The sequence below is a fragment of the Rhodanobacter sp. ANJX3 genome, from assembly GCF_014200755.1.
Lineage (GTDB): Bacteria > Pseudomonadota > Gammaproteobacteria > Xanthomonadales > Rhodanobacteraceae > Rhodanobacter.
Genome location: NZ_JACHCM010000001.1, coordinates 303,607 through 322,939 on the forward strand (window position 1 = coordinate 303,607; position 19,333 = coordinate 322,939).

The window sequence follows — 19,333 nt, forward strand, 5'->3', positions numbered from 1 at the left end:
ACTAAAATACGCGGTAAATGTGGCGTAAGAAAGAGGATGGTCTTCGACTTCAACGGCGAGCCGCTTTACTGCCGGATCGAAGCTGGGACCCTTCGGACATGCCGAGCTTTTCAGCATGTCGCCTACCTGTAACCGGAAGTCGTAGTGCCGCCGGCTCGCATGGTGAAGCTGCACAACGAAAATTGGGCGCGAACCCTTTTGCCGACCGTTCGGTTTTCGGCTCGGGAGTGTGATCGAACTGCCGCTTCCGCTTATAAAGAGCGAGTGACACGATTCACTTCTTCAGCTCGCGCTCAACGTCATCCGCCATGACGCCGACTTATGCGACAGCGTCGCAAACTTGCTGTTCCGACCCCCCCATTTTTTAGCCCAGTCGCGCAATTCATAGGTTTCGTTGACGTTGACGCACTGGCGATCGGCACTGCCTGCTTTAGATTTGTCATCGCTCAGGGGTGTACTCCTTCGTCGCTGGGTGCTTTTACAGGTAGCAGCGCCCCAGTGAAACACCCGTCAAGTTGGAGCCAATCCGCAGCCCACGACCCGGGTCGTCGGAAAAAAAGGGTGAGTTTAGACGCCAGCTGTCTAGTTCAGTTCGGCGGAGAATGGCGCGCGCCAAGTACGTCAGAGTGCGAGTCAATGTGCCAACAGGCTCTCTCTATCCCTCTTGCGTGAACGCCCGATATACGACTGCATCACCGCCGATTGATGGTCAAAGTTTAAAAATCTCTCTGCGAATAGGAGGGATCGCCAGTGCAAACCCAAATGAGCCGCGCCGCCAAGCCAACTCTTAATAGCGGCACCGAAGACGCTTTACGCGGGAACGCGTTGGGTCTTATGCGCTCTCACAAGCGCGCCATGAGCCAATTGGAAAAGTTGTTGATTGACTGCAAGTCCAATCGCATAGCCCAAAAACATCCGCGCCCGCTCATCTGTATTGCTATACCCGTATGTGACGAGATTGAACGCGTTGGCCGATGCGTGGAGGCGCTGTCTGAACAGCGCGACTCTTCCGGCTTACTGATAGGAAGGGGTCAGGTCCGCGTCGTCTTGATGGCTAATGGTTGTACGGACGGCACTTATGAGTTCGTCCTCCGGAATCTCGAAAGTTTTCGAATTGCGGTAACCGCGTATCACGCTCGACTTCCCGAGACACGTAGAAACGCGGGTTTTGCGCGCCGTATGGCAAACCACGCAGCAATCGAACTCCTCCACGAAAAGTCTGGACTGTTGTTCATGACGGACGCCGACAGCGTCGCGCCGCCCCAATGGATAGCCAACTACTGCCAGATGCTGCGCGGTGGATACGATGCCGTGGCAGGGCAGGTGGATCTGAATCCAGACGACAGCGACGATATTATTCCCCTGCTTGATAGCCGAGGGACTCTCGAGAATCAATATACGTCGCTTCTTGATCAGCTCGATTCGATTGTCGATCCCATTCCTCATGACCCGTGGCCTCGACACTACAATGCGTCGGGCGCGAACATCGCAGTGCGAGTCGACGCTCTGCGCGGGATCTGCGATTTCCCGATAGTGCCCTGCGGAGAGGACCGGCTTCTCATCGGGATGATGGAAGCACAAGGCAGACGTGTGCGGCACGACTGCGCTACCCGAGTACTCACATCCGGCAGGTTGTTCGGACGAGCGCCGGGAGGAATGGCAGATACTCTGCGTCGCCGGCTCAAGGCGCCGCTCACGCCATGTGACCCTCGTCTCGAAACGGCGCAGGCAGCCTACCAGCGTGCATCACTTCGAAAACGTCTACGCGAAGCATGGATCAATCGCGAGAGATGGCCAAGCGCTGCAGGGGAATGGGTTCGCTACCTTAAAATAGCAGACCAACTAGCAATCCAGGCAGGTGCCTGTAAACATTTCGATGACATCTGGCAGAAGTTGGAGCGGATGGCGCCTTCGTTGAAGAGAGTTCCCATTCCGCCCTCCCAGCTGCCTAGCGAGATTAGAAAAGCGCAGGAGATCATACGGAGCCTGGTTGATGGCTACGAGGATGCTTGGGACTTTGAAAGGAGCGAAGTGCGAGCATGACTTCAGCAGCGACCCGCACAACCAGGCCATTAACTAAGAGTGTGCTCGAGCAGTTGCGCAAAGTTCGAGAAGAGCTGAGCCTGTCCGCTCGAACAGATGATCTAGCCGAAACATTTCCCGCGGCCAGCATGGAAATTTTGAAAAAAGCAGGCTGCCTCAAATCCGTTTTGCCTTTTGCTTATGGCGGGGTAAGCGCAGGGTGGCATGCTGAGAGCGTCGATCTGCTTTTTAATCTACTGCGCACGATAGGTGGACTGCATCTCTCGTGTGCGCGGCTGTTTGAAGGGCATGTCAACGCGTTTCAGCTTTTATGGACATTCGGAAATGCCGCTCAACGGGATAGCGTATGCCGTTACGTCTCCGACGGTGGATTGCTTGGGGTGTGGAATGCACCCTCGCGTGAAGGCGAGCTTCTGCTTTGTGAAGAGGAAGGCCTAGGTCTAATGCTGAAAGGCCCTAAAGCCTATGCGTCAGGAGCCGGCGGCATACAGCGCCCGCTTGTCACCGCACGTCACCCGCAGAAGGGCCTGGTCATAGTCTGGCCGGATATCGTTTACAAGGTGGGTGACGCATCTGAGTGGTCAATGCATGGCATGCGCGCATCGGTGACTCGATCGGTGAAGTTTGACGGCATAATCAAGTCTTCGCATGTTTTCGGAAAGGCCGACGACTATCACAGCCAACCTCAATTTTCCGGTGGCTCGTGGCGATTCCTCGCAGCTCAGTTGGGCGCTGGAGAGGCGTTGGTTGAATTAATGCGCTTGGAGCTCGTCCGGCGAGGACGAACGACGGACTCCCATCAACGCGCACGGATGGCTCACTGTGTTACCGCGCTCGAAACAGGGAGAAAGTGGATTCTTGATACGGCTTATTTGGCGTCTGCAAAGAGGCCTTCAGTCGAAAAAGTCATTCAGCACGCCAATGCGGCGCGCGTGGTCGTGGAGAGGTCATTGCTGGATGTGATGGAGATAGTGCAGCGGGGCATCGGCTTGCAGCTACTCAGTCGCGATCATCCTGGGGAACGCATTCTTCGCGATCTGACGACGTACCTTCGTCAGCCCGCGCCCGATGCATTGCTTGAATTCTTGGGGGAGCACGCTTTCGCTAAAGGCATTGCAACCTTATCGGGGAGTGGCGATGACGCAGAGGTTTAGCTATGCATCCGTTATGTCGTCGTTTCCACTGGTTTTGCCGCAGGAAGTCATCGGCGACCGAGATCTCCTCGTTGTCGCCCCCCACCCCGACGATGAGAGCCTGGGATGCGGTGGATTACTTGCGTGGGCGGCGGCTTCAGGAAACAAGCCTCGCGTACTCTTTCTCACCGACGGGGAAGGTTCCCACCCAGGATCACGTCTCTACCCACCAGACCGGTTGGGAAACGTTAGACGCAGCGAAGGAAAGAAGGCTTGCGCCGCGCTGGGTTTGAGCGAGGTGGCCACGACATTTTTAGGTGCACCGGACTCGGGTCTGCTAGCACTTTCGGACAAGGAGCGGGCCGCCCTTGTTAGCAATATCCGGAGTTGGGTCGAGCAATCCAACGATGCCGTCATTTGCATCCCTGCTGCATCTGATCCCCACAGCGATCATGTAGCCGCCCATGCGATGGTGAAAGACGCAATCCGGTGTGTACAGAATATAGAAATGCTTGCATATGCGGTCTGGACTTGGGTAACCGACGAGATGGTGGGCAGCGAAATGCCGGAGGGACGCCGCATTGATATTGAGAAATTCCGCGAAAAAAAAAGAAAAGCCATTGTTGAGCACCAGAGCCAGCACGGCACCTTAATCAACGACGCGGCTGACCCTTTTGTATTGCCTGAAGGTCTTTTGCGCTTCAGCGATCTACCCTACGAGGTTCTCTTGAATGTCAAAGTATGACCATTTGCACTTCGAACGGCTCTACGAGGAAGAAATAGATCCTTGGCGCTTCAGGGACAGTGACTATGAGGCAGATAAATATCAAAAAACCATCGATGCGCTTCCCCCTGGCAGGTTCTCGCTATGTCTTGAGCTCGGATGTTCAATTGGCGTTCTTACTCGCCTGCTTGCTGAAAGATGCGAACGTATCATCGCCGTTGACACTAGCGAGAAAGCGATCAGTGAAGCTAAAAAAGTATGTGCCGGCTTTCGCGTCGACTTCCGCCAGGCGCATTTGCCAGAGGGATGGCTAGGCAAGGGAATGGATCTGGTCGTTGCATCTGAAGTCCTCTATTACTTAGAGCACGAAGCGTTGTTCAAGCTCGCGAAGCGCTTGTCTGAAGCGGTGAAACCTTCAGCAGTGTGCATCGGAGTGCATTGGACTGGCTCAACGGACTACCCGTTGGGTGCCGACGAAGCATGCGAACTGTTTGCGAGACACGCCAACCTGACCTCGCTCGAGCGCCGAGACACGGCCAACTATCGGCTGGATGTCTGGCAGTTTCCCTGATAGTTACACTCTTTCGGGCGGCTATCCCAAACAAAACGTGCTTACTGGTAAGAGGACAACCGCGACCCTATACCGATAGCCCATATCCCCCGCATATAGGGATCGCGAATTTTGATCCGCTATGGCAGCTCATCACAGAGCGTCGGACTTTCTGGCACCACGTATGTTCATGAAAGCGAGGCAAAATTGCAGGACGATAAGCGCATATGCCTCAGCATGCCATCCCCAAACAATCCAGAGCACGTTGCTTACAAGGAAACACCAAAAGCCAACGCCGCGAGAGGCTTTTTTCTGCGAAGAAACGAACCAAGCGGCTACGACGGTTATCAACATCGCGGGCCACTGAAGAAGTCCTACATAGTCCACAGTTGACTCTGCCATTAATGAGCTTGCCGGGAAGATTGCAAAGCTACCTTTGTTCGTTCGCTTTGAAGTTAAACGCGTAAGGCGAACGCGGGATCCTAAATAACTAGAAGTCTCTGGAAATTGCAAAGAGCTACAGCATCGGGCTTGCCGCACGCCTCAACAAAAGTCAATGCCGTTCTGCAAAAATAATAGTGAAAGCGTGTTGGAAGTGGCTTCCCACGCGCGATCGCGCCCTCATTGCATTTGTCAGCGTCGCAAGGCTTGAGGATGAAATGAACGTTTCTGAAATCCTTCAGATCCAGCGTCGCTATCATGCGAAAAAAGTTATTCCGAACGTCTAGATCCGCAATGTCAATGTCACAACCAGCCTGCAGCCTTTTTCAAATTCTCTCCCTTAACAGCAGTGGGAAAACATGGCTAGCCCTTAGCATCCAGCACAAAACTAAGTAACTTGTGCCGGCGCTCATTGTATCTATTAGAGCTTAGTCGCCATGGCGAGGTGATTCTCTAAAGTGGGCAACGTCTCAGAGGCGAATGACTTCAAGTCGCTGTTCTTGCCAGACGCTGCCTCCTTCTTAAATAGAGTAGCCGTCTGTTGATGATCCATGACCATCATCGATTTATACGCTTTGTCGAACGCTTCGCCATTGAGCGTACCCAATTTCGTGAGCTTCGCCTGCTGCGATGAAGTTGGGCCCGTCGCCGGCGTATAGCCATCTTTCTGCGCCGTTTGAGCGAGCTCATCACCGACCTTGGTGTGATCTGCAATCATTGTGTTTGCGAAACTTTTGACGTCGTCGGATTTAGCGTGCGCCTCAGCCAACTTGCTCGCGGCCACTTCAGTCAGTCCACCGGACGATGCCTTCGCGACAAACACTGCGTCCTGTTTCGAGTGCATGCTTGAGCCATCAGACTGCGCCATACCAACTGGGGCAGCAAACGCCGCAGCAATGGCCAAACCAACCAGCATTTCTTTTTTTGGAAACATGTCGACTCTCCTTGGGCTGGAACTCAATATTACTGCCCAACTGCGTGAGGAATGTGTGGATCGGAGAGGCTGCAAAGCTGCCGGAAAAAATTAATCCTCTCGGCTCATCAGAGTGAAATATGGACATCCATTTTTTTCTCGACTTGTTCACCCTGCAGGGTTCAACTTTAAGTCTCAAAATACATTAAGTGGATAATAACTTAGGCGGAAAACGTAATGATCCAGCTAAATCCACCTATCCCTATGAATACCCCAAAAGGCGAAGGCTTCGCCCACGTCATGCTGGACTACGGACCGGAATCGGATTTGTATTGGGTTGTTCTAATCGCGGAGACAGGTGAGATTTGGACTTATGCCAACCGATACGTCCGAGCGTCAAAAAACATTACGCTCGGAAGATTAAGTCCTACCAAACCGACAGCGCCTTCAGCTTCAACGGCTGAAGAGCGCCAAGGAGGGCGCTCGATGAGGCCGCGAGCGGTTGAAAGTTATGAGCCTGCGTGAGCGCACGCCGCAAAGCTAATCGTCGACACTTGTCGATGCTACTGAATGCCACGAAATTGGAGGAGCACCCATGACGACCTCGGTACCTGAAATGCACGAATATCGAAACGTGCGCTATAGATTTGGCTACTCCATCGACCAAGACGCCTTTGTTGGTCACATCCACTTCAAAGACGGCAAGAAAACGTTCACGTTTTACAAGGAAAATGCAGCCGACTGTGAAACTGACATCCGAGCGCTAGTGGATGAGGAGCTCTCAAAGGATCAGGACAATATGCAGTTCTCAGCAAATTAGAAGAGCTACCTACCGGATACCCCGTTTCGACGTTTCCAATCCATTCCAGCGAAAAGCCGAGGTCTGGGGCTGAATATCGGTAGCGTATACGGCTTAGAGACTTCAATCTGCGTATCGAGCGCAGGCAAATGTGACCGGGCTACCGATTTCGCTTTGTAACCACTTCCAACATCCAATCGGTCGGTGGCCCGGCAGGCAAAAGTGACGGTCAGATTTAGGGGAGCGAATGTGGCTCGCTCGACAGAGTGTCAACGAACTTTCGCCGCCAAGCGGTCAGGTCATGTTTCTCGAGAACCGCCATCATCTTTCGCCATCTCTTCAGACGTTCTGACCGGGACATTCTCAAGGCCTTCTCAAGCGCTTGTACTACTTCATCGATATCATTCGGGTTAACGAGCAATGCGCCGTCAAGCTCGTGAGCAGCCCCGGCAAATTCGGAAAGTATCAAAACCCCAGGATCGCTGGGGTCTTGGGATGCCACATACTCTTTTGCGACCAAGTTCATGCCGTCGCGTAGCGGTGTAACGATCGCCACCTTGGCGGCTCGGTAGTATCCGGCGAGAACTTCATGCGGGAAAGATTGATTGACATAGCGAACCGGGACCCAATCCGCGGTCGCGTACTTTCCGTTGATGTGGCCGGCCTCACGTTCGAGCTCTCGACGAATCTGCCGATACTGAGGCACTGTGCCGCGCGAGGGCGGAGTGATCTGCAGCAGCGTTACTTTTCGCTGCATGTTGCCGTTGTTTTCCAGGAACGCCGAAAACGCCCTTAGTCGGTCGGCCAGCCCCTTGGAATAATCGAGCCGATCCACGCCTATTACCAGCGACCGGTCCACCATACTTGCCTTGAGGTTCTTGACCGTCACATCCTGTGACGCGTCTCTCGCTAGGCGAGCCACCTTTTCGGTATCGATGCTAATGGGGAAGACGCCCACTTGAAACACCCTCCCGCTCGGGCTGCGGATCCGGCCCTTCGTTCGCATGGCGGCCCCCAGTTCATGGAGGAAATAGTCCTCAAGGGCCCGCGCATCGCGCGCAGTGTGAACGCCGACGAGATCGTAGCTGGCAAAGCTCCCGAATAGCGCCCGGTGCTTTGGCAGCGCAATGAGCAGCGCTGCCGCGGGCAGTGGGGTGTGCAGAAAGAAGCCTATTCTATTTTTTATGCCGCGCGCACGTAGCGCCGAACCCAGGGGAATTAGGTGATAGTCGTGGATCCACACGACGTCATCCGGATTGATCAAATGGAAAAGTTTGTTGGCAAACGTTTCATTGATGCGGAGGTATCCATCCAGATCCTTTCGACGGTAATTGACCAGGTCAGGACGATAATGAAACAGCGGCCATAACGCGCTATTGGAAAAGCCGGTGTAGAACTGCTCATGATCTGGGCGTGAGAGGTCAATGGTTACGTAGTCCACCTGCCCGTTCGATACACGATGAACCACATCACCTGTGACGCTACCAATCTTTCCACTCCATCCAAACCATAGTCCACCGCTTTCGGCGAGTGCTGCGCTCATGGCGGATGCAAGCCCTCCTGTGGAGGTTTCGCCGGGAAGAGCTACGCGATTGGAAACTACGATTAAACGTGACTTGGTCTCTGAGTTCGACGATTTCATCGCTGCCGCCGCCGCCCGCATACCGGAGCTTTCTTTTGCGTTCATTCGATTCCTCTTCAATCGGGCTTTGAGAAATATCTTGTTTTATCTAAAGGCAAAATCGCGTCAATCGCCGGGGCCACTTCGTGCCTCGGCGGTGCAGAGCATGCCGACGATCACGAATTCGATCGACCTGTAAAGGAAGGTGCTCAAAGCGGGCCGGCTGAAGCTTCGGCGTTCATATCTTTCAGACACCACACCTCGGGGTAGTCGCTGGTGTCGCTCCTTAGGAGCAGAGATGCGCGGGAAAGTGAGATCGCAGTGACGTCAGGTAATCACTTTTGATTGACCTTAAATTTCGCATGGTGGGGCTCCCTTCCAGAGGAGATGGATCATGCAAGCTTTGACTTATCACGGCACGAAAGACGTCCGCGTCGAAACCGTACCCGATCCAAAAATTGAAGCGGGTGACGACGTGATTTTGCGAGTCACAGCGACTGCTATCTGCGGCTCAGACCTTCATCTGTACCACGGCAAGATTCCAGAATTGAAATCTGGAGATATCTTAGGCCACGAATTTATGGGAGTCGTTGAGGAAGCCGGCAAAGACGTCACCGCAGTTAAGAAAGGTGACCGCGTGGTGATTCCTTTTGTTATTGCCTGCGGCGAGTGCTACTTCTGCGCGCAGGAATTATATTCCGCGTGCGAGACCACCAATCCAAACCAAGGCGCAGCGCTCAAGCACAAGGATAAAATAACGCCCCCAGCCGCCTTGTTTGGCTATAGCCATCTCTACGGTGGAGTGCCCGGAGGCCAAGCTGAATTAGTGCGTGTACCGAAAGCTAACGTTGGCCCATTTGCTGTCCCGGGTAGCTTGTCCGATGAGCGCGTTCTGTTTCTAAGCGACATCCTCCCGACAGGTTATCAGGCCGCGCTTAATGCGGAAATCAAGCAGGGATCAACGGTGGCCATTTTTGGCGCCGGACCGGTGGGGCTTATGGCGGCTGCGTCAGCGAAGCTCATGGGAGCGGAAACTATTTTCATGGTCGATAACGTTGGTTACCGTCTGGATTTTGCAAAAGCCACATATGGAGTGATACCGATCAACTTCGATGATGTCGAACCTTCTGAGAAGATCTTGGAGTCGACGCGTGGAAGAGGTGTAGATGCGAGTATCGACGCAGTCGGCTTTGAGGCCAAAGGGAATATGGGGGACAGCCTGATGACCGCGTTAAAGGCGGAAACTAGCTCGGGCGCAACCCTTCGTCAGTGCATTGCGTCGACGCGCCGTGCGGGTATCGTCAGCATTCCAGGCGTCTATGCCGGCTTCGTCAACGCGTTTCTGATAGGGGATGCGTTCGACAAAGGTCTGTCATTCAAGATGGGACAGACCCACGTACAGAAATATCTCCCGAAACTTCTTCAGCATATTGAAGACGGCGATCTTCAGCCGGACGTGATTATTTCGCACCGAATGAATCTTGCTGATGCGGCACTTGGCTACAAGACCTTCAACGACATGGCCGACGCCTGCCGCAAGGTAGTGCTCACTCCATAGTGAATCTGGCGGGTTCGCGCATCTTCGTTCAACCCGCTTGATGAGCGCTACCGTAAGTCCAAACGCCGCAGCGCGACAAATCGCATTAATGATTTTTTTGTTAAAACGCTGCGCCTTAAAACCACAAGCTCGTGGAGCCATCGATGAATAAGCCCCAAAATAACGAATCCGATACTCAGCCCGATAGCGATAATAAAAAGCGATCCTCTGAGAGTTCATCAATTCCCACCAAGCCGGAAGATACCGACGCAAGCGGCGATGCGCTGAACGGTACGGGTGAGGACAACCACCACAACCAGTAGGCGAGGCGCGCAGGCTGGATTCGTCTCACTCGCGCGGTAGCGCCTTCCAAAAAATCTAACGGGTAAGTAGCTATGACTGACGAAAAGGTGGAGCCTGTAACCCCGAGTGAGCCGGCTGGCGGATGGGGGTCTCTCAAAGGTATTGGCAGCGTCTTTCTTCGAGAATTACCTAGTCCAACGATTGTGCAGACCCTGCTGCGCCAAAACAAAACCGAGGGTTTCATGTGCAGCTCGTGTGCGTGGGGCAAGCCGGCACATCCGCACAAATTCGAGTTTTGCGAAAACGGGGCCAAATCCACGATATGGGAGCTGACCAAAAACCGATGTACGCCGGAGTTCTTCGCCAAGTATACGGTTACCGAACTGCTCGAATGGCGGGATTACGATCTGGAGATGGAAGGCCGGTTGACTCATCCCATGCGCTACGACGAAGCCACGGACAAGTATGTCGAATGCACATGGGAGGCGGCCTTCGAAGGCATTGGATCGTCGCTGAAAACCCTCGATCCTAAATCAGTTGTCTTCTACGCCTCGGGCAAGGCCGGTCTGGAAGCCTCCTATCTTTACGCGCTATCGGCGCGCCTGTACGGGAACAACAATCTTCCTGACAGCTCGAACATGTGCCACGAAACAACGTCGGTGGGCCTGAAAAAGGTCATCGGATCGCCCGTCGGGACATGTGTGCTTGAAGACTTCGAACACTGCGACGCCATCTTCTACTTTGGACAAAATCCCGGAACCAACAGCCCCCGCTTCCTTCATCCTCTCCAGGACGCAGTCAAGCGAGGCTGCAAGATCATTACTTTTAACCCCGTTCGCGAGCAGGGCCTGCTCCGCTTCGTCAATCCTCAAAATCCGCTGCAAATGCTCACCGATGATGCGACGGAACTATCGCATATGTACCTGCAGGTTAGGCCTGGCGGCGATATCGCCGCACTGATGGGGCTTTGCAAGCACGTGCTCGCGGTCGACGCGGCACGGATTGCCGAGGGGTCGCCAGGCGTGCTCGATCGTGCATTCATCGACCAGCACACCCATGGGTTCAACGCCTTTGTCGATATTGCCAGCGCGGTGACATGGGAAACGATAGAAGCGGCCTCGGGCCTGGCGCGCGCTGACCTTATGGCGGCGGCAGATGTGTATATCGCGTCCGAGCGCGTCATCGGCGTTTACGGTATGGGCCTGACCCAGCACGTTCATGGATCCCAGAGCATTGGCATGCTCGTAAACCTGATGCTGCTGCGGGGAAATATCGGCCGCCAGGGCGCCGGCATGTCGCCAGTGCGTGGCCATTCCAACGTACAAGGCCAGCGCACGGTGGGCATCTCGGAAAAACCGGAGCTGGTGCCGCTCGACAAGCTGGCGGAAATGTTCGATTTCGAGCCACCCCGAGAAAAGGGGCTAACCACCGTCGACGCCTGCGAAGGTATTCGCGATGGCTCAGTTAAAGGCTTTATCAGTCTGGGCGGGAACTTTGTCCGCGCGATACCCGATCGGGCCATCATGGAAGAGGCGTGGACGCGCCAGGAAATCACTGTCTACATCGCTACCAAACTCAACCGCAGTCACCTGGTGCACGGTAAAGCCTCCTATCTCCTGCCGTGTCTGGTTCGATCCGAAGAAGACATCCAGGCTAGCGGTCCGCAGTCTGTCTCGATCGAAGACAGCTTCAGCCATATCTACGGGTCCATCGGTAAACGAGCGCCCGCCAGCGAACACCTTCTTTCGGAGCTGGCGATCATCGCAGGCATTGCCAAAGCGACGCTACCCGAACATCCCAAGCGCCCGTGGGACGAGTGGACGGCGGACTACAGTCGGGTTCGGGATCTTATCGCCGAGACATACGCAAAAGAGTTTCACGACTTCAATCAACGGATGTTTCAGCCGGGAGGTTTCTATCGGGGCAACCCAGCGCATGATCGCATTTGGAAAACCGAAAGCGGCAGGGCGGAATTTACTCATCCAACGGTCATCTCGGCCCTGGGAATCGGCGATGCACCGGGCCGATATCATCTGATCACAATGCGTTCGAACGATCAGTTCAACACGACGATCTACGGCTTCAGCGATCGACTGCGTGGTCTTGAGGGATCGCGGACAATTCTGCTGATCAACCCTGCGGACATGGCGCGCGCGGGTTTGAATGAAGGCGATGTCGTCAATCTCACAGGCGATGCGGAAGACGGGGTGCATCGAGAAGTATCCGGTTTGACGGTGACACCGTTCAATCTCCCCGATGGCTGCCTGGGTGGCTACTACCCGGAAATGAATCCGTTGATACCTCTGTGGTATCACGACGAGGCGTCGAAGACGCCTGCGTCAAAGGGCGTTCCCGTGCGAATAGTGCGATCCGTTAGCCCATAAACAATTGATACATGCGCATGGCGAGCTATCGTCAAAAATATCGGAGATGACCATGGCAACAGCAAAAAAAGCAACGTCAAAAACCGCTCGGCTGCAGCGTCGCATTCAAAGCGCAACAGACGCGAAAGACGCAACTAAAAACACGCGCAAGAAAGCTCACAAGCCTTCACAAGCGGGAGCAAGGACGTATCCAACCAATCCGCTACCGAAGAAGCACTTGCGTAAGCCAGGGCTGGAATCGGATTTGGCTCTGGCTCCTCAATTCGAAGCGCCGGCGTATCACGGCAGCGGGAAGCTCGATGGCCGGGTCGCCATCATTACCGGTGGCGATTCCGGCATTGGACGCGCTGTCGCCGTGCTCTTTGCGCGGGAGGGCGCCGATGTCGCCATCGTGTATTTGAACGAGCACAAGGATGCCCGCAAGACACGAGATCACGTCAAAGCGGAAGGCCGCCGATGCCTGTTGATCGATGGGGACGTGCGAGATTTCAGTTTTTGTAAAAAGGCGGTGGCAAAGACGATCAAGAAGCTCGGTAAGTTGTCGATCTTGGTCAACAATGCGGCGTTCCAGGAACATGCTGATCAATTGGAAGACATTACCGAGAAGCATTTCGAACTGACGCTGAGAACCAACCTCTTCGGTTACTTCCATATGGCCAAGGCATCGCTACCTCACCTTGAAAGCGGCGACTGCATCATCAACACGGGATCCGAGACTGGGCTCTTCGGCAATGAAAACCTGTTGGATTATTCCATGACGAAGGGCGGCATTCATGCCTTCACCAAAGCGCTTGCGCGAAACCTGGTTGCCAAAGGGATTCGCGTTAATGCGGTTGCTCCCGGGCCTGTGTGGACACCGCTGAACCCGGCCGATCAGTCGTAGAAGAAGATAAGAGACTTTGGAAAATCCAGCCCTATGGGCCGTCCCGCACAGCCGGAGGAAGTCGCCCCTGCTTATGTCTTTCTCGCCGCGCCGTCGTGCTCGAGCTACATTTCGGGTGCCATAGTGCCGGTGATGGGTGGCCCGTCCAACTAAGCGGACGAAGAACTCTCGCCGGTGCTGGCGCCCTTCGACACCCGGAACGCCAGGCTTATCCGGGGGCCGACCACGCCGCGCTCTTTTGGCACGCCGTGGTCGTAATGCCATTGGCTCGTCCATGACATGACCAGCAAGCTTCCCGCTTCCAGATCAATGGATAGGCGCCTATACGGCGCCTTTTTCCGGCGAATGAGCATACGGCGTGTCGCGCCCAGGGATAGCACCGCAATAGGCTGATCGGCCTCGAGAAAAGAAAGCTTGTCATTGTGAGGTGCGACGCTGTCGTGTCCATCCCTGTAGAGGTTCAATCCCACGCTGTTGAACGGAACATTGAGATAGTGGGTCACGAGGCCGAAAGCTTCGAGCAGGGTGGGCGACAGGTGGTCGTTGCGTAAAAAATGCGCACGTAGCCTGGGCACGTCCACTTCACGGTCGTACATTGCCCGTCGCTCGGCCTGCCAGACGGTGTGCTCATGCAAATCTGCAAACCATCGGCCGGCGTCTTCTGGCGTCAGGACATTCGCGTAGTAACGGACCTCGCCCTCCGGCCCGCTCAACAAGGCCGATGTATCGCTGGCAAATAGGGAAGGCTGGCGCATTGGGCGGAGCTTACAACGAGCTTGTATCAAAATTTGAGACTCTCGACATGAGGCATCAAGACCTCAATGCGCAGCTCGACAAATACCATTGATGCACAGGCTCGGGGACAAGTTCTTTGCTTTCAATACCTACCGATTCCATGGCATCCAGCGCGTCGCAAAGCATGCGGCGGTATCTCGGATCTCTCGCCTGGTCGTGCTGATTTTTATCTTGCCAGTCGACGATCTGAAATAGGCGATCCGACCACGCAAAGAGCAAGTCTGCGCGTTCTATCATTTGCGCACGAAGCCAAAGGCGCACCGGCGCGTGGACAGGATGGCCGTATCGCTCGGCCAGTCTCTGCGCGATCTGAAAAACGGAATCGCCAACGCCGCGAAACCATTCCGTGTGCCCACCTGCCGTCGGTTTGATAGCAAGCGGCGCGGGTGCCTGATGTTCTGGCCAGCGCTCGATGAAGAGCCTTTCGATACGGCGGGCATCCTTTAGCCGATCCGTCTCGATCAGAAAACTCTCATCGAGGTCGAAGAACGCATAGAACCGGGGATGCAGCGCGTGGAATCTCACGATCGGTTGGTGCGAAAAGCCGACTTTGAGCAAGTCTTCCCCTCGACATTGGAGGACGTACACAAACGTACGCCCTCCGTGCGCACGTCGAGGCACTCCGAAAAATTCTTCATGCGCGAGTTCAGATGCCATGATTTTCCATTCACGAAACTTTTGATGGAGCCGAAAGACTTCATTGACCAGAAAAAGTATGGACCGGCAACTGCATGGCAAAAGTCGATAGCTTGCGCTTGGAAGCATCGTTGCTCCAATCGCGCAGATCGCTTGGGAGTTCGAAAGGCGCAAAAGTGTTAGCACCTATCAGCGCATCGGGATCATGCGAGAGACGTTTCGATCGACGCCAGGCAGGATGAGAGTTTCACCGAACAGTATGAGACCGAATGAACTCAAGCAAGCCAACGCCGCTTGAGTTAATGACGACTGGGTTGACGTCGCTTGAACAAGGCCGCGCGCACGATTACCGGATGGTAGAGCAACTCACAAGAAGTCGATCCGACCGGGAGCGGCAATTTGTGAGCAACTTTGATTGTGAGCCGAAGTCGGCGCTGCTCAGCGATGTGCAATGGGCGAATCAACGTCATGGGGTTTAAATCCATCGGACGCGGAACAAGGGTTGCCATCGCGGCGACTGGCCTTCTCGAGCTGGCTTCTTCGTTGGCTGGCTGCAGCAGCGTGCGTCTGGGTTTCCTCGATCCTCACGGTCCCGTCGCGCAATCGCAGCACGACCAGCTTCTTGACGTGGTGGTGCTGCTGGCGATCTTCGTCGCGCTGCCGATTTTCGTGATCCTGCCCTGGTTTGCGTGGCGCTACCGTTATCGCGCCAGACGCGCGCGGTACGCGCCGAAATGGTCCTATTACGGGCCGCTGGAGGTGGCAACCTGGGGCGGTCCGCTGGTGATCGTGGCCCTGCTCAGCATCCTGGTCTGGCGCAGCACGCATGCACTGGATCCGTACAGGCGTATCGCTTCCAGCGTCGCCCCCATGCGCGTGGAGGTCATCGGCTACGACTGGAAATGGCTCTTCATCTATCCGGACGAGGGGGTGGCCAGCATCGGCGAGTTGGCGCTTCCGGTCGGACGCCCCATTGCGCTGACGCTGACCTCCGCCACGGTGATGCAGTCGTTGCAGATTCCCGCGCTGGGCAGCCAGATCTATGCGATGGGCGGTATGGTTACCCAGCTGAATCTGGAAGCCAGTGAGGCAGGGCGCTTCTTGGGCGAAAACACGATGTACAACGGCGACGGCTTTCATCAACAGCACTTCACGGCCGTCGCCATGACGCCGACGGCATTTCTGGGTTGGGTGCGCCACGCCCGCACGCAGGGCGTGCCCATGAATTTGTCCGCGCTTGCGCTCATCGCCAGACGGTCGACGCAGGGCGAGCTGGTGGCGGCTCTGACCAGCCGTGGGGCCGCTGGTGGCAGCGTGTATTTCAAGGACGTCCCCGCGTCGCTTTTTTCCGCCGTGGTGGCAACAACCGGTACTGGTAAGCCCATGACCATCCCTGCGGATTCCGCTGCGGCGACAAACGGAACACCTGGCGCCGCAGCCACGACGGCAGACATGCCGATGGGGCAACGACGGTGATCGGCGCCGGCATGCTGGCGCATCCTTTCGGACGGCTTCGCCTTCAGGCGCTGCCGTTCTGGGACATGCTGCAACACCCGAGCAAGGGCGTGGTGATCAACGGCATCATCGCCACCGGTGCGGCATTGATGGTGGTGTTGGGCGGTATCGTCACCGTCGCGCTGATCAGCCGCTATCGCCTGTGGCGCGTGCTCTGGTCGCAGTGGCTGACCAGCCCGGACCACAAGAAGATCGGCGTCATGTACGTGGTGCTGGCTTTTGTCATGCTGATACGGGCGCTGCTCGAGGCGCTGCTGATGCGGGCGCAACAGGCATACGGTCTGGGCGGTGGCTTTCTGACGCCAAACCACTTTGCCCAGCTGTTCAGCACGCACGGCACGATCATGATCTTCTTCATGGCCATGCCGTTTCTGACCGGCATCATCAATTACGTCATGCCGCTGCAGATCGGTGCGCGCGACGTTTCCTTTCCCGTGCTCAATTCCATCAGCCTCGCGCTGACGGCCGCCGGCGCCGCGCTGGTCATGATCTCGCTGGTGCTCGGCACGTTTTCGACGGGTGGCTGGTTAGGCTATCCGCCGTATACGGAAGCCAGCTTCAGCCCGGGCGTTGGCCCGGATTACTGGATCTGGGCGCTGACGCTTTCCTCGCTGGGCTCCACGTTCACCGGCATCAATTTCGCGGTCACTATTTACAAGAAACGCGCGCCGGGAATGACGTTGATGCGCCTGCCTCTTTTCACCTGGACGGCGCTGTGCACCAGTATCCTAATGATTTTCGCGATGCCGCCGCTGACCGTGGCGACGGCGCAGCTGGCGCTGGACCGTTACCTGGGCTTCCATTTTTTCACGAACGATCTTGGCGGCAACATGATGCACTTCGCCAACATGTTCTGGCTGTTTGGCCATCCGGAGGTCTATATCCTCATCCTGCCGGCGTTTGGCGTTTATTCGGAAACGATCTCCACGTTTTCCGGCAAGGCCTTATTCGGCTATCGTTCGCTCGTGGTGGCGACCATGGCGATTGGCGTTCTTTCCTTCACGGTCTGGTTGCACCATTTTTTTACCATGGGGCAGGGTGCAGATCTCAATGCAGCCTTCGGCGTGGCCACGATGCTGATCGGCATCCCGACCGGCGTCAAAATATATGACTGGATGTGGACGATGTTCCGCGGGCGCATACGTTTCAGTGTGCCGATGATCTATGCGATGGGCTTCATGCTGCTGTTCGTGCTGGGTGGCCTGAGTGGTGTGCTGCTGGCCGACCCGGTCATCGATTATCAGGTGCACAACAGCGTTTTCCTCGTCGCGCACTTTCACAATGTGGCCGTGCCGGGGCTGCTGTTCGGCATGATCGCGGCGTACCATTTCTGGTTTCCCAAAGCGTTCGGTTTTCGTCTCGACGAACGCGGGGGGAAAGTGTCAGCGGTGTGCTGGATTCTCGGTTTCATGCTCGCCTTCTTTCCGCTTTATGCCCTGGGATTGATGGGCATGCCCCGGCGCACCGTGGCCTACACCGAGCCGGCCTATGTGCCGCTGGAAACGGTCGCTTTTTTCGGTGCCATCCTGGTGGTCGCAGCGCTATGCGCGCTGGGTGTGCAGCTGTGGGTATCGATCAAACACCGGCACGCGAACCGCGTGTTTGTTGGCGACCCCTGGGATGGCCGTAGCCTGGAATGGTCCATCTCGGCGCCGCCACCGGAATACAACTTTGCGGCAATTCCTGTGGTGACCGATCGCGACGCATTTACCGTGATGAAGGAAAGCGGGGCGGCCTACACAGCGGCCGTGCCGTTCGAGGATATCGAGGTTCCCCGAAACAGCGCGTTGGGGCCTGTGCTCGGCGCGGCGGGATTCGCCATCGCCTTCGGGCTGGTGTGGCACATCTGGTGGATGGTGATCATCTTCGGCACGATAGTAATCACCGCGATGATCGTTCGTGGCTTTGCCCGCAACACTTCGCGCGTCGTGACTGCGGAAGAAGTGCGCCGCCAGCATCAGCATTGGATGGATGCCGTGGCGCGCGCCGAGCCGATAGCGCGCGACAAGGAAACGACCTCTGCCAATGAGGGGCTGGCCATGCCGATCGATACGGGCGCCGAACAATGAGTGACGGCATCGCCAAACATCCTGGACTCAATCTAGGCCCTGGTCACGGCAAAGACGATGCGGCGGCCGAAGGGCTGATGTTCGGCTTCTGGGTATTCATGATGAGCGATGCCATTCTTTTTGGCATGGTTTTCGCCACGTACCTCACGTCGCTGAGCGCCACCGCCGGTGGGCCCGGCGCCTCGCAGCTCTACGACCTCACCAGCACGTTCGTCGAAACCCTGCTGCTGCTGGCGAGCAGCTTCACCTTCGGCATGGCATCGCTGGCGATGAAATATCGGCATAGCGAGCGACGTCTGGTTGCCTGGCTGTTGGTGACGCTGCTGCTAGGGCTGGCCTTTATCGGCGTGGAGCTGCACGACTTCGCCAGCATGGCTGCTAAAGGTGGCGTGCCCACGCGCAGCGGATTTCTTTCGGCGTTCTTCGACCTGGTGCCGCTGCATGGGCTGCATGTAGCGGCAGGGTGCCTGTGGATGATTGCGTTGCTGGGCCAGCTCGTGCGCTACGGTGTGGATACCAAGGCCAAGCTCGGCATCATGCGGTTGGCGCTGTTCTGGCATTTTCTGGACATCATATGGATCGCCATTTTTTCAGTCGTCTATCTACCGGGGTGCATGCATGCCATCGGGTAACGAAAAAGCCGATCTCAAAGCGCAGGAACGCCGGGAATTCCTCAGCTATGTCTGGGGCCTTGGCTTGGCGCTCGCGCTCACGATCGTGCCGTTTGCCATGGTGAAATGGGGTGCGATGACGCCGCTAGCCGTGCTTGCCGTTATCGGCGTATTAGCGCTCGTGCAAATCGTCGTGCACTTTCGTTTCTTTCTGCATATCAGCTTCAGGCAGAAGCGCGAAGATCTTCAGCTTTTGATTTTCTCCGCCCTGATTCTTTCCATCATGCTGGCCGGCACGCTATGGATCATGGCCTCGCTGGGACTTCGTATGGGCATGGTACAAAACTGAGCGGAGGAAGGCTGTCAACATTTCTCA

General features: G+C 55.9%; 17 protein-coding genes and 3 pseudogenes. 14 read left to right on the forward strand and 6 right to left on the reverse strand.

Annotated features, from left to right (window positions below):
• Positions 1-15: 15 nt before the first annotated feature.
• Together HDE76_RS01175 and HDE76_RS20910 are read right to left on the reverse strand one after the other, a co-directional pair.
• Positions 16-271, reverse strand: a pseudogene (locus HDE76_RS01175) (DNA polymerase ligase N-terminal domain-containing protein); the annotation flags it as partial.
• Positions 272-319: 48 nt separating this feature from the next.
• A pseudogene (locus HDE76_RS20910) lies at positions 320-450 on the reverse strand (DUF3606 domain-containing protein).
• Positions 451-855: 405 nt separating this feature from the next.
• On the opposite strand from HDE76_RS20910, the gene HDE76_RS01185 reads away from it, so the two are divergent.
• From HDE76_RS01185 to HDE76_RS01200, 4 genes are read left to right on the forward strand one after another with little or no spacing between them, the layout of a single operon-like run.
• Complete coding sequence (locus tag HDE76_RS01185; protein ID WP_184504913.1) at positions 856-2,043, forward strand: glycosyltransferase family A protein; 1,188 nt, start codon at positions 856-858, stop codon at positions 2,041-2,043.
• Positions 2,040-3,197, forward strand: coding sequence for an acyl-CoA dehydrogenase (locus HDE76_RS01190; RefSeq protein ID WP_184504915.1), 1,158 nt, complete (start codon positions 2,040-2,042; stop codon positions 3,195-3,197). Before HDE76_RS01185 ends, HDE76_RS01190 begins: the two co-directional genes overlap by 4 nt.
• On the forward strand, positions 3,181-3,921 hold the full coding sequence (locus tag HDE76_RS01195; protein ID WP_184504917.1) for a PIG-L family deacetylase: 741 nt from the start codon (positions 3,181-3,183) through the stop codon (positions 3,919-3,921). Before HDE76_RS01190 ends, HDE76_RS01195 begins: the two co-directional genes overlap by 17 nt.
• Complete coding sequence (locus tag HDE76_RS01200) at positions 3,908-4,471, forward strand: class I SAM-dependent methyltransferase (protein WP_179476532.1); 564 nt, start codon at positions 3,908-3,910, stop codon at positions 4,469-4,471. Before HDE76_RS01195 ends, HDE76_RS01200 begins: the two co-directional genes overlap by 14 nt.
• 841 nt (positions 4,472-5,312) lie before the next feature.
• Here the strand turns inward: HDE76_RS01200 and HDE76_RS01205 are convergent.
• Positions 5,313-5,825 carry a DUF4142 domain-containing protein gene (locus tag HDE76_RS01205; protein ID WP_184504918.1) on the reverse strand — a complete coding sequence of 171 codons (513 nt, stop codon included), beginning with the start codon at positions 5,823-5,825 and terminating at the stop codon, positions 5,313-5,315.
• 574 nt (positions 5,826-6,399) lie between these two features.
• Here HDE76_RS01205 and HDE76_RS01210 point away from each other — a divergent pair.
• Complete coding sequence (locus HDE76_RS01210; RefSeq protein ID WP_179476534.1) at positions 6,400-6,624, forward strand: hypothetical protein; 225 nt, start codon at positions 6,400-6,402, stop codon at positions 6,622-6,624.
• 214 nt (positions 6,625-6,838) lie between these two features.
• Here the strand turns inward: HDE76_RS01210 and HDE76_RS01215 are convergent, their stop codons facing one another.
• Entirely contained in the window at positions 6,839-8,245 is a 1,407-nt protein-coding gene (locus HDE76_RS01215; protein ID WP_179477085.1) for a trehalose-6-phosphate synthase, read from the reverse strand.
• Between the two features lie 373 nt (positions 8,246-8,618).
• Between HDE76_RS01215 and HDE76_RS01220 the strand changes: the two genes are divergently transcribed.
• The 4 genes and pseudogenes from HDE76_RS01220 to HDE76_RS01235 all read left to right on the forward strand — a co-directional run bounded on the left by HDE76_RS01220 (position 8,619) and on the right by HDE76_RS01235 (position 13,484).
• Positions 8,619-9,782: a zinc-dependent alcohol dehydrogenase gene (locus tag HDE76_RS01220; RefSeq protein WP_179476535.1), complete on the forward strand. Its 1,164-nt coding sequence runs from the start codon at positions 8,619-8,621 to the stop codon at positions 9,780-9,782.
• A 143-nt stretch (positions 9,783-9,925) separates the two neighbouring features.
• Positions 9,926-10,084: a hypothetical protein gene (locus tag HDE76_RS01225; protein ID WP_179476536.1), complete on the forward strand. Its 159-nt coding sequence runs from the start codon at positions 9,926-9,928 to the stop codon at positions 10,082-10,084.
• Positions 10,085-10,156: 72 nt separating this feature from the next.
• On the forward strand, positions 10,157-12,448 hold the full coding sequence (locus HDE76_RS01230; RefSeq protein ID WP_184504920.1) for an FdhF/YdeP family oxidoreductase: 2,292 nt from the start codon (positions 10,157-10,159) through the stop codon (positions 12,446-12,448).
• A 52-nt stretch (positions 12,449-12,500) separates the two neighbouring features.
• A pseudogene (locus HDE76_RS01235) lies at positions 12,501-13,484 on the forward strand (SDR family oxidoreductase).
• Here HDE76_RS01235 and HDE76_RS01240 read toward each other — a convergent pair.
• A complete protein-coding gene (locus HDE76_RS01240) occupies positions 13,481-14,086 on the reverse strand; it encodes an alpha-ketoglutarate-dependent dioxygenase AlkB (protein ID WP_179476539.1) in 606 nt (201 codons plus the stop codon). The pseudogene HDE76_RS01235 and the gene HDE76_RS01240 overlap by 4 nt on opposite strands.
• Positions 14,087-14,141: 55 nt before the next feature.
• Positions 14,142-14,684, reverse strand: a complete 543-nt coding sequence (locus HDE76_RS01245; protein WP_184504922.1) for a GIY-YIG nuclease family protein — start codon at positions 14,682-14,684, stop codon at positions 14,142-14,144.
• Between the two features lie 347 nt (positions 14,685-15,031).
• Between HDE76_RS01245 and HDE76_RS01250 the strand changes: the two genes are divergently transcribed.
• The 5 genes from HDE76_RS01250 (at position 15,032) to HDE76_RS01270 (ending at position 19,306) form a co-directional block, all read left to right on the forward strand.
• Positions 15,032-15,241, forward strand: coding sequence for a hypothetical protein (locus HDE76_RS01250; RefSeq protein WP_184504924.1), 210 nt, complete (start codon positions 15,032-15,034; stop codon positions 15,239-15,241).
• An 82-nt stretch (positions 15,242-15,323) separates the two neighbouring features.
• Positions 15,324-16,238 (forward strand): cytochrome ubiquinol oxidase subunit II, encoded by a 915-nt coding sequence (locus HDE76_RS01255; protein ID WP_179476541.1) that lies wholly within the window; start codon positions 15,324-15,326, stop codon positions 16,236-16,238.
• A gap of 11 nt (positions 16,239-16,249) precedes the next feature.
• Positions 16,250-18,346 carry a cbb3-type cytochrome c oxidase subunit I gene (locus tag HDE76_RS01260; RefSeq protein WP_184504926.1) on the forward strand — a complete coding sequence of 699 codons (2,097 nt, stop codon included), beginning with the start codon at positions 16,250-16,252 and terminating at the stop codon, positions 18,344-18,346.
• On the forward strand, positions 18,343-18,978 hold the full coding sequence (locus HDE76_RS01265; protein ID WP_184504928.1) for a cytochrome c oxidase subunit 3: 636 nt from the start codon (positions 18,343-18,345) through the stop codon (positions 18,976-18,978). The genes HDE76_RS01260 and HDE76_RS01265 overlap by 4 nt, the downstream gene beginning before the upstream one ends.
• Positions 18,965-19,306, forward strand: a complete 342-nt coding sequence (locus HDE76_RS01270; protein ID WP_179476544.1) for a cytochrome C oxidase subunit IV family protein — start codon at positions 18,965-18,967, stop codon at positions 19,304-19,306. The genes HDE76_RS01265 and HDE76_RS01270 overlap by 14 nt, the downstream gene beginning before the upstream one ends.
• Positions 19,307-19,333 lie beyond the last annotated feature (27 nt).